This window comes from Flavobacterium paronense (assembly GCF_030409795.1).
GTDB lineage: Bacteria > Bacteroidota > Bacteroidia > Flavobacteriales > Flavobacteriaceae > Flavobacterium > Flavobacterium paronense.
The window spans coordinates 16,831-29,102 of record NZ_JAUFQN010000005.1 but is presented as its reverse complement, the minus strand read 5'-3'; the positions used below and the strand labels follow the sequence as shown (position 1 = coordinate 29,102).

Annotated in this window: 5 protein-coding genes, 1 tRNA gene and 1 pseudogene; 5 read left to right on the top strand and 2 right to left on the bottom strand. The window is 37.3% G+C overall.

From position 1 onward, the window contains the following. The 3 genes and pseudogenes from QWY90_RS00585 to QWY90_RS00575 all read left to right on the top strand — a co-directional run. Window positions 1-377: pseudogene (locus tag QWY90_RS00585) on the top strand (methionyl-tRNA formyltransferase); the annotation flags it as partial. Between the two features lie 184 nt (window positions 378-561). Next, on the top strand, window positions 562-864 hold the full coding sequence (locus tag QWY90_RS00580) for an HU family DNA-binding protein (RefSeq protein ID WP_290283893.1): 303 nt from the start codon (window positions 562-564) through the stop codon (window positions 862-864). 119 nt (window positions 865-983) lie between these two features. Beyond that, complete coding sequence (locus tag QWY90_RS00575; protein ID WP_290283894.1) at window positions 984-1,544, top strand: YqgE/AlgH family protein; 561 nt, start codon at window positions 984-986, stop codon at window positions 1,542-1,544. Here QWY90_RS00575 and QWY90_RS00570 read toward each other — a convergent pair. Together QWY90_RS00570 and QWY90_RS00565 are read right to left on the bottom strand one after the other, a co-directional pair. Then, window positions 1,541-2,377, bottom strand: a complete 837-nt coding sequence (locus tag QWY90_RS00570; RefSeq protein WP_290283895.1) for an aminotransferase class IV — start codon at window positions 2,375-2,377, stop codon at window positions 1,541-1,543. The genes QWY90_RS00575 and QWY90_RS00570 overlap by 4 nt on opposite strands. A 50-nt stretch (window positions 2,378-2,427) precedes the next feature. Further along, entirely contained in the window at window positions 2,428-2,820 is a 393-nt protein-coding gene (locus QWY90_RS00565) for an START-like domain-containing protein (RefSeq protein WP_290283896.1), read from the bottom strand. 145 nt (window positions 2,821-2,965) lie between these two features. Here QWY90_RS00565 and QWY90_RS00560 point away from each other — a divergent pair. Further along, window positions 2,966-3,039: transfer RNA gene (locus QWY90_RS00560), tRNA-Met, on the top strand. Window positions 3,040-3,330: 291 nt separating this feature from the next. After that, on the top strand, window positions 3,331-12,264 hold the full coding sequence (locus QWY90_RS00555) for a choice-of-anchor D domain-containing protein (RefSeq protein WP_290283903.1): 8,934 nt from the start codon (window positions 3,331-3,333) through the stop codon (window positions 12,262-12,264). Window positions 12,265-12,272 lie beyond the last annotated feature (8 nt).

The following is a 12,272-nucleotide window of genomic DNA, read 5'->3' as shown; positions in this document are numbered from 1 at the left end:
TTGTTGAAACTTTGGCTTTGATTGAAAAAGGAAATGTTCAGACTACAATTCAACAAGATACTTCCGAAATAAGAACAGCTCATAAACTCAACAAAGAAAACTGCAAAATAGATTGGGCAAAATCTGCATTTGAAATTTATAATTTGATTCGGGGATTATCTCCTTATCCCACGGCGTGGTGCTTATTTAAAGATAATGAACAAGAATGGAATGTAAAAATATATGAAGCTAAGATTCATTTTGAAAATCACTCTTATACTATAGGTAGCATTATTACGACTAAAAAAGAAATTAAGATTGCTGTAAAAGATGGTTACATTCAAATTTTGAGCATTCAATTTCCAGGGAGAAAAAAATGGCGGCAAATGAACTACTAAATGGCATTACATTTTCAGACAAAGCACAAGCAGAATAAGGTCTCAAGCTCTTTTTTGAATAAAAAAAACGGCGAAAAGCCTCGGCTTATCAACAAATAAACCAAGTTATTAACAAATATTTGAAAAAAACACGAAAACTCTTGTGCAGTAAGGAATTCCTATTAAATTTGTTATCATTAACAAAATGTTTAACCAACAATTAATAACTAACATTATGAACAAATCAGAATTAATCGATGCGATTGCAGCTGACGCAGGAGTAACAAAAGCAGCAGCAAAATTAGCTTTAGAATCATTTTTAGGTAACGTAAGCGGTACTTTGAAAAAAGGTGGAAGAGTATCTTTAGTAGGATTCGGATCTTGGTCAGTATCTAAAAGAGCTGCAAGAGACGGAAGAAATCCTCAAACAGGAAAAACTATCAAAATTGCTGCTAAGAATGTTGTTAAATTCAAAGCAGGAGCAGATTTAGACGGAGCAGTAAACTAATAATTTAGTTCTTCTGATATACAAAGACCATTCGCAAAACGAATGGTCTTTTGTTTTTAGCATAGAAAAATTTGGAAAATCATTTTTTTTTAAGCAACTTTATTAAAAATTAATTCAAAATGATTGCGGAAAAATTAGAAAAAGGACATTTGTTAATAGCCGAACCATCTATTATTGGTGACATGTCCTTTAATAGATCTGTAATTTTATTGGCTGACCATACTTCAGAAGGTTCAGTTGGATTCATTTTGAATAAACCCCTTAAATACTCTATCAAAGATTTACTTCCAGAGGTTAATTCCAATTTCAAAATCTATAATGGAGGCCCAGTAGAACAAGACAATTTATATTTTATTCATAACGTTCCCGATTTGATTCCGAATAGTATTGAAATATCTAAAGGAATATTTTGGGGTGGCGATTTTGATTTTACCAAAGAATTAATAAATACAGGTGTTATTAAGAAAAAAAATATCCGTTTCTTTTTGGGATACACTGGTTGGGATTCTGAGCAATTAGAAAATGAGATGCAAGCCAACTCCTGGATTTTGATAAAAAATAATTATGAAAACAAAATTCTTGGGAAAGCATCTGTTAACTTTTGGAAAGAGAAAATTTTAGAGCTTGGAGGAGATTATTTAATTTGGTCTAATGCTCCAGAAAATCCTACTTTGAATTAAGCTTCTATTGTATTATTCAATTTCTCTAACAACTGATTAGCTAAGCGAATTTCAAATTCTTTTTTACGATATTTTGTTATTGGCTGTATTCCAATGATAACATTGGTAATAAATAACTCATCTGCTTTCTGCAAATCAAAAGGAGAAATAGCTGCTTCAATAACTTCGATTGAATCAATTTGTTTTGCTAAAGTTATAATTTGTTTTCTCATTATTCCATTCAAACAACCTTCAGAAATTGGTGGTGTTATCAATTTGCTTCCCATCAACATAAACAGATTTCCATTTGCTGCTTCTATAACATTTTTGGTTTCGTTAATAAGTAAAGAGGAATCAAGTTGATTTTCTTTGGCAAAAATACTTGCTGTTACATTTGTAATCTTATTTGTCGTCTTAAGCGTTGACAGTAATTGTTTTGGAACAATAAAGTCTTTATACAAATCCACTTCAAATTGACTTTTAGGGGTTTTATACTTTATGCTATCCAGCTTATTTGCCTGAATGACATAGGAAATTGAATTATCTGTTGGCAAGTAAAATCCGCCTTCGTTTCTAAAAACAGTAAACCTTATTCTTGCAGAATCTTCGATAGCTAATACTTCGACTAGCTTCAAGATTTGCTCTTCAAGATATTCGATGGTAAAAGACATCGGAATTTCCATTCTCACAATTCTCATGGAAGCCATTAAACGAAAATAATGATCTTCAAAAAAAAGTATTTTATTGTTTACAATTTTTAAAGTTTCAAAAACACCATCGCCGTATAAGAATGATCTGTTAGAAACTGTTAACTGTAAATCAGAATCTTGAATTACCCCATTAAAATTTACCATAAAAAAATCCCGTTTAAAACGGGACAAATATAACTTTTAAAAATTTGATTTTATATAGAACCTATTACGTGTTTTAAATCAGAGATTTGATTTTCCCATAATAATTTTGATTCATCTAATTCATCTTCAACAGCAAAATCAACAACCATTAGAGAGACATCTTTAGTAATTTCGTCTTCCAAAATTCTTAATTCAAAATAGTATTCCGTATCCTTCTTATCTTCATCAACCCATTTAAATTTAACTTTCTCTCCAGTTTTTTTTGAAGCAAGACGAGCATTTTCATCAATACTATCCCAAGTAAAAGTAAAAAACTCTCCTCTTGAATTAACATTGTCAGCAAACCATTCTTGCAATCCAGAAGGTGTAGATATATATTGATACAGTAATTGGGGAGATGAATTTAATGGGAACTCAAGTTCGTAGCGTATTTTATGCTCCATGGTTTAGAATATTTTTTGGAAATATATATAATAAAATCAAAAAAAAGGACATTTTAAAAATAATTTTTTTTGTCACTATATATTTGTAAGCTATGATATAAGTTTTATATTTGCACCCGCATTAAGAATATTAACCACTACACTAGGCGAGGTAGCTCAGTCGGTTAGAGCGCAGGATTCATAACCCTGAGGTCGGGAGTTCAAATCTCCCTCTCGCTACAAAATTGAAAAGGTTTGGAAAATTTCCAAGCCTTTTTTTATACTTCACATTCAACCATTTTTTTCCTTTTTTTAAAGAACTAACTATCAACTTACAAAATGAATTGTTTTTGATTGTAAAAATCAAAATTGTAAGTTTTTTATTTATTATAAAACATAAAAAGTGTATTTCATCGATTTTTTTATGCTTTTTATCGATTATTTTAAATAAATATCTAGTTTTGAAATGTCAAATAAAACAGAATGGAGTATTAAGCTTCATTTAATTAATAAATCATAATACCCCGAGTTATGAAAAATTTATTACTTAAAAAAGTAGAAAAGAATTGCATAATATTAATTACCTTACTAATTGGTAGTTTTGGATATGCTCAAATTGCACAAAGAGGAACTGCTACAACAGCAACTTCTTCAAACACCACTCTTACAATTAATAAGCCAACTGGTCTTGCAGTTAATGACCTAATGATTGTTAATCTAGCCCAAGGGAACAACAATACTAATGCTCCAACGGCTACAGGATGGACACTTATTGATGGTAGAAGTCTTGCTGGCGGTACAAAACGTTACGCTGCTGTTTTATACAAAATAGCTAATGCAACCGACGTTTCAGCATCTAATTTTGTATTTACAATGGGTAGTGCAACAGATAGTGCAGCTGGTGCTATTATAGCATTTTCCGGTGTAGATTCTTCAACACCATTTGATGTTAGTTCAGGGACTATTTCAGTTCAAGGAAGCCAAACCGGTGTAGTTGGAACTACTAAAACTACTGTTACCGCAAACGCTGCTGTAATTATGTTGGGGCAAACAGCAGGGAGTTTCCCTACTTGGTCAGCATGGACAACAACATCACCTGGAGCGCTTACTGAGTTATTTGATGTTCAGCATAATGCTAACACACAAACATCTGTTGGTGGAGCATGGGCAATAAAAGCATCAACTGGTGCAACTAGTGCAGGTGGAGCAACCCTTTCTTCTGCAGAACGAAATGGTGGTATCTTATTAGTTCTTAGACCTTGTATAAATACAATTACATTAAGTTCAGCAGTTGGAACTGATGCTCAAACCAAATGTATTAACTCAGCTATAACAGATATTACCTATACTACTACTGGAGCAACTGGAGCAAGTATATCAGGCCTTCCAACAGGAGTTACTGGTGCATGGGCATCAAACGTTTATACAATTAACGGAACTCCATCTGTGGCAGGAACATATAATTATACAATTACCTTAACAGGTGGGTGTGGACCAACTGTAACTAAAACAGGATCTATAACAGTTACTGCTCTGCCAACTGCTACTATTTCTTATGCTGGTAGTCCTTACTGTACTTCTTTAGCATCTGCTCAAAGTGTAACACAAACTGGTACGGGTGGCGGGACTTATTCTGCAAGTCCTGCTGGGTTAACTTTAAATGCTGCATCAGGTGCTGTGACGCCAAGTACTAGCTCGGCAGGAACTTATACTGTAACCTATACTTTATCTACTGGTGGTTGTACTATTACTCCAACGGCATCGGTTACCATTACTGCTCTACCTGTTGCAACTATTTCTTATGCAGGTAACCCTTTCTGTAAATCATTAGGAACTGCTCAAAGTGTAACACAAACAGGTACTGCTGGTGGAACGTATTCTGCTAGTCCTGCTGGGTTAACTTTAAATGCTTCAACTGGCGCTGTTACGCCAAGTACTAGCACGTCCGGAACTTTTACTGTAACCTATACTATTGCTGCGGCTAGTGGTTGTGGGATAGTTACAACAACTACTTCAGTTACAATTACTACTATACCAACAGCTGCCATTTCTTATGCAGGTAGTCCTTACTGTACTTCTTTAGCATCTACTCAAAGTGTAACACAAACTGGTACAGGTGGCGGGACTTATTCTGCTAGCCCTGCTGGGTTAACTTTAAATGCTGCATCAGGTGCTGTGACGCCAAGTACTAGCACGGCCGGAACATATACTGTAACCTATACTTTATCTACTGGTGGTTGTACTATTACTCCAACGGCATCGGTTACCATTACTGCTCTACCTGTTGCAACTATTTCTTATGCAGGTAACCCTTTCTGTAAATCATTAGGAACTGCACAAAGTGTAACTCAAACAGGTACTACTGGTGGAACGTATTCTGCTAGTCCTGCTGGGTTAACTTTAAATGCTTCAACTGGAGCTGTTACACCTAGTACTAGCACGGCCGGAACTTTTACTGTAACCTATACTATTGCTGCGGCTAGTGGTTGCGGGATAGTTACAACAACTACTTCAGTTACAATTACTACTATACCAACAGCTGCCATTTCTTATGCAGGTAGTCCTTACTGTACTTCTTTAGCATCTGCTCAAAGTGTAACACAAACTGGTACAGGTGGCGGGACTTATTCTGCTAGCCCTGCTGGGTTAACTTTAAATGCTGCATCAGGTGCTGTGACGCCAAGTACTAGCACGGCCGGAACATATACTGTAACCTATACTTTATCTACTGGTGGTTGTACTATTACTCCAACGGCATCGGTTACCATTACTGCTCTACCTACTGCAACTATTTCTTATGCAGGTAGTCCTTTCTGTAAATCATTAGGAACTGCTCAAAGTGTAACACAAACTGGGACTGCAGGTGGAACTTATTCTGCTAGTCCTGCTGGGTTAACTTTAAATGCTGCTAACGGAGATGTGACTCCAAGTACTAGCACGGCCGGAACTTATACTGTAACTTATACTATTGCTGCAGCTAGTGGTTGTGGGATTGTTACAACTACGGCGTCAGTTACAATTACTACTATACCAACGGCTGCCATTTCTTATGCTGGTAGTCCATACTGTAAATCTTTAGCATCTGCTCAAAGTGTAACACAAACTGGTACAGGTGGCGGGACTTATTCTGCTAGTCCTGCTGGGTTAACTTTAAATGCTGCATCAGGTGCTGTCACTCCAAGTACTAGCACGGCCGGAACTTATACTGTAACCTATACTTTATCTACTGGTGGTTGTACTATTACTCCAACGGCATCGGTTACCATTACTGCTCTACCTGTTGCAACTATTTCTTATGCAGGTAGCCCTTTCTGTAAATCGTTAGGAACTGCACAAAGTGTAACACAAACAGGTACTGCTGGTGGAACTTATTCTGCAAGCCCTGCTGGGTTAACTTTAAATGCTTCAACTGGCGCTGTTACACCTAGTACTAGCACGGCCGGAACTTTTACTGTAACCTATACTATTGCTGCGGCTAGTGGTTGTGGAATCGTTACAACTACGGCGTCAGTTACAATTACTACTATACCAACGGCTGCCATTTCTTATGCAGGTAGTCCTTACTGTACTTCTTTAGCATCTGCTCAAAGTGTAACACAAACTGGTACAGGTGGCGGGACTTATTCTGCTAGCCCTGCTGGGTTAACTTTAAATGCTGCATCAGGTGCTGTGACGCCAAGTACTAGCACGGCCGGAACTTATACTGTAACCTATACTTTATCTACTGGTGGTTGTACTATTACTCCAACGGCATCGGTTACCATTACTGCTCTACCTGTTGCAACTATTTCTTATGCAGGTAACCCTTTCTGTAAATCATTAGGAACTGCACAAAGTGTAACTCAAACAGGTACTACTGGTGGAACGTATTCTGCTAGTCCTGCTGGGTTAACTTTAAATGCTTCAACTGGAGCTGTTACACCTAGTACTAGCACGGCTGGAACATATACTGTAACTTACACTATTGCTGCGGCTAGTGGTTGCGGGATAGTTACAACAACTACTTCAGTTACAATTACTACTATACCAACAGCTGCCATTTCTTATGCAGGTAGTCCTTACTGTACTTCTTTAGCATCTGCTCAAAGTGTAACACAAACTGGTACAGGTGGCGGGACTTATTCTGCTAGCCCTGCTGGGTTAACTTTAAATGCTGCATCAGGTGCTGTGACGCCAAGTACTAGCACGGCCGGAACTTATACTGTAACCTATACTTTATCTACTGGTGGTTGTACTATTACTCCAACGGCATCGGTTACCATTACTGCTCTACCTACTGCAACTATTTCTTATGCAGGTAGTCCTTTCTGTAAATCATTAGGAACTGCTCAAAGTGTAACACAAACTGGGACTGCAGGTGGAACTTATTCTGCTAGTCCTGCTGGGTTAACTTTAAATGCTGCTAACGGAGATGTAACTCCAAGTACTAGCACGGCCGGAACTTATACTGTAACTTATACTATTGCTGCAGCTAGTGGTTGTGGAATCGTTACAACAACAGCATCAGTTACAATTACTACTATACCAACGGCTGCCATTTCTTATGCTGGTAGTCCATACTGTAAATCTTTAGCATCTGCTCAAAGTGTAACACAAACTGGTACAGGTGGCGGGACTTATTCTGCTAGTCCTTCTGGGTTAACTTTAAATGCTGCATCAGGTGCTGTCACTCCAAGTACTAGCACGGCCGGAACATATACTGTAACCTATACTTTATCTACTGGTGGTTGTACTATTACTCCAACGGCATCGGTTACCATTACTGCTCTACCTGTTGCAACTATTTCTTATGCAGGTAGCCCTTTCTGTAAATCGTTAGGAACTGCTCAAAGTGTAACACAAACAGGTACTGCTGGTGGAACTTATTCTGCAAGCCCTGCTGGGTTAACTTTAAATGCTGCTAACGGAGATGTGACTCCAAGTACTAGCACGGCCGGAACTTATACTGTAACTTATACTATTGCTGCGGCTAGTGGTTGTGGGATTGTTACAACTACGGCGCCAGTTACAATTACTACTATACCAACGGCTGCCATTTCTTATGCTGGTAGTCCTTACTGTAAATCTTTAGCATCTGCTCAAAGTGTAACTCGAACTGGTACTGCTGGTGGAACTTATTCTGCAAGCCCTGCTGGGTTAACTTTAAATGCTGGAACTGGTGCTGTGACTCCAAGTACTAGTACGGCCGGAACTTACACAGTAACCTATACCCTATCTACGGGTGGTTGTACTATCACACCAACGGCATCGGTAACTATTACTGCTATACCTGTTGCAACTATCTCTTATACTGGTAGTCCTTTCTGTAAATCATTAGGAACTGCTCAAAGTGTAACACAAACTGGTACTACTGGTGGAACTTATTCTGCTAGTCCTGCTGGGTTAACTTTAAATGCTGCTAACGGAGATGTAACTCCAAGTACTAGCACGGCCGGAACTTATACTGTAACCTATACTATTGCTGCAGCTAGTGGTTGTGGAATCGTTACAACAACAGCATCAGTTACAATTACTACCATACCAACAGCTGCCATTTCTTATGCTGGTAATCCTTTCTGTAAATCAATAGCTACTGCACAAAGTGTAACACAAACTGGTACTGCTGGTGGGACTTACTCTGCAAGCCCTGCTGGATTAACAATAAATGCTGCATCAGGTGCTGTCACTCCAAGTACTAGTACGGCTGGAAGCTATACAGTAACCTATACCTTATCTACTGGTGGTTGTACTATTACACCAACAACATCGGTTACTATTAATCCAATATTAACAGCTGGTGTAACTATTGCAGCTTCTCCATCTGGAACTATATGTGCTGGAACAAGTGTAACTTTCACTGCTACTCCAACTAACGGAGGGACAACTCCAACTTATCAATGGAAAATTAATGGTACAAATGTTCTCGGAGAGATTGCATCTACTTTTACAACATCCACATTATCAAATACTAATGTAGTTACAGTCGTAATGACATCAAATGCAACACCTTGTTTGGCAGGTTCTCCTGTTACATCAAGTGGTATTACAATGGCTGTTGATACAATGCCATCAATAACAAGCACAACTCCTGCATCAAGAACCGGAACCGGAACTTTAACTTTAGGTGCCACTGCTTCTATTGGTACAATATCTTGGTATGCAAATATAACTGGTGGTCCTTCATTGGGCTCTGGGACAAGTTTTACAACTCCAAGTATTTCAACAACTACAATCTATTATGTTGAAGCTGTTAATGGAGCTTGTACCTCAACTCCAAGAACTCCTGTAACTGCTACTATTAATTATGCTGAAATAGACATTCAAGGAAATGCAACTTCAATTGTAGATGGTGATACAACACCTACAACTACTGACTGGACAGATTTTGGAACATCAGCTACAACCCGAACTTTTACGATTTATAATACTGGTGCTTCTGCTTTAAATATTGGTACCGCTACTATATCTGGTTTGAATGCGAGTGAATTTACAATTACATCAGCTCCAAGCAGTGTAGTTGGTATTGGTTCTAGCACAACATTTACTATTACTTTCGATCCAACCGCCGTTGGACTTAGAACGGCTACAATATCAATTGTAAATAATGACACTAACGAAAATCCATACGATTTTGCAATTCAAGGAACTGGAGTTGAACAAGAAATAGATATTCAAGGAAATGCTGTTTCAATTGTAAACGGGGATACAACACCAACAACTACAGATTGGACAGATTTTAGTACAGTTGCAGGAACAAGAACATTTACTATTCGAAATACTGGAAATATAGTTTTAAACATTGGCGCAATAACTGTTTCAGGTTTAAATGCTTCAGATTTTACAGTTACCTCGCTACCTAGTGCAACTGTTGCTGCATTTGGAACAACTACTTTTACAGTTTCATTTTCTCCAAGTGTAATCAATAACAGAACCGCTACTATTAGTATCGCAAACGACGATGCTACTGAAAATCCGTATGCTTTTTCAATACAAGGATTTGGTATTATACCTGAAATTGATATCCAAGGAAATGCAACTTCAATTGTTGACGGAGACATAACTCCAACAACAACAGACTGGACAGACTTTAGTTCTGTTGCTTCAACCAGAACTTTTACTATTTACAACAATGGAAATTTTACATTAAATATTGGAGCAATAACTATTGGTGGTCCAAACGCCTCAGAATTTACAGTTACTACTCTTCCAAGTGCAACAGTTGCAGCATTAGCAAGTACCACTTTTGTAGTTACTTTTTCACCGACTGCTTTAGGTACAAGATCGGCTACAATAAGTATTATAAATAATGACAGTAATGAAGATCCTTATAATTTTTCAATTCAAGGAACTGGTGTTGTTCAGGAAATAGATTTACAAGGTCTTAGTATATCAATTGTTGATGGAGATACAGTACCTTCTGTTTCAGATGGAACAGATTTTGGTCCTGCAGATATTAATCTTGCAACTGTAACCCGTACTTTCTCGATTTTGAATACTGGTTCACTTCCATTGACAATTTCTAACCCAACTATATCTGGACTTAATGCGGCAGACTTTAGTATATCAACAAATCCAGGAGCACTTTCAATTGCTGCAGGCTCAAGTACTACTTTTGTAGTAACATTTAATCCAAGTGGAGTATTTACAAGAGTTGCAACAATTAACATTGTTAATAATGACAGTAGCGAAAACCCTTATGATTTTGCTATTCAAGGTACAGGTTTACTTGATAATGATGGTGATGGAATTGAAAACAATACCGATCAAGATGATGATAATGATGGAATTATAGATATAGTAGAATGTGGAACTTGTATAAGTGACCCATTCGTAAACGGAAGTTTTGAAGCTCCCGTAATTGGGGCTTCAACATACAGCATCGAACCAGCTGCAAATGTTACCGGATGGAATAATAGTGCAGAAAATTTCATTGAAATTTGGAGTACCGGATTTAATGGCGTACCGTCTGCAGCAGGTAATCAATTTGCAGAATTAAATGCAAACGTTGCCGGAAATCTATACCAAACATTTTGTCTAAATGGTGCTGGAGGAACAATAAATTGGGCTATCAAGCACAGAGGAAGATCTGGTACTGACGTTGCAGAAGTTAGATTTGGAGCAACTTTGGCAACAATTGCAACAGTTGCAACCATGACAGATGGAAATACTTCTTGGGGATCTTATTCGGGTACATACAGTATTCCGGTAGGTCAAACGAGTATCGTATTAGCCTTTACTGCAGTTTCATCTACAGGAGGTTTATCTTATGGTAACTTTATAGATGACGTACAAATTATAATCAACCAAAACTGTATTGACTCAGATGCTGATGGTGTTGCTGACTTACTTGACGTAGATGATGAAAACGATGGTATTCCAGATATTGAAGAAGCCGGATTTAAAGCTTATAGTAGTAATAAATCTGTAATGGATAGAAGCAGCGCTGCTACTTGGGTTGATGCTAACTCAAATGGTCTTAATGACTACATAGAAACTATGATAACTGCCGGAACTTATTCAACACCAGATACAGACGGTGATGGTGTGAAAGATTATTTAGATTTAGATAGTGATAACGATACAGCTTTTGACGTTGATGAAGCCGGTATATTAAATGGTGACGGAGATATAAATGGTGACGGTAAAGGTGATGGCCTGGATTCAGATGGTGACGGTTTATTAAACCTTTATGATAACTCTACTGTTTTTGGAACAACAACAAGAGCTTATGCTCAAGATACCGATACTAATGGTACTCCAGATTATAAAGATTTAGACTCTAACGATGATGGAGTTAATGATATCAAAGCTGGTTTATATGGCAGCTATGATGCTAATAATGATGGTAGAATAGATACTCCGGGAGATGCAGATCTTGACGGAATTACAGATGCTTTTGATACAAATGACGCTGTAAAAGGTTCTCCAAGAGATTTAGACAGAAAACTGTTTTTAGATTTTGATGGAAGAAACGATTATGCTGAAAACACTGCAATCTTAGGTGGATTATCAAATGCTACTTTGATGGCTTGGATAGATTTAAACAGTGCTTTTAGTACTACAGGTGTTGTAGTTGGTCAAGATAAATTCCAAATTAGAGTTTCTAGTGCAAAAACATTGCAAGTAATTGTCAACAGTACAACTTTAACTTTTGCTACACCTATGACAACTTCTAGATGGTATCATGTAGCGGCAACTTATGGTGGTGGAAATTTAAACTTGTATTTAAACGGAAAATTAGTAGCTACACAAGCTGTATCAGGAAGTATTTCAGCCGATGCTACAAAATTAACACTAGGTAAAAATCCAGCGTCAAGCACTAACTATTTTAAAGGTAAAATTGATGAAGTAAGAGTATTTAATACTACCTTAACTAATACACAAGTTGAACGCATGGTATATCAAGAAATACAAAATACAGCTTCACAAGTAAGAGGTGCTATAGTTCCTAGGGATATGGCTCATTACCTTTTGCAAACGTATTAAGATATTAC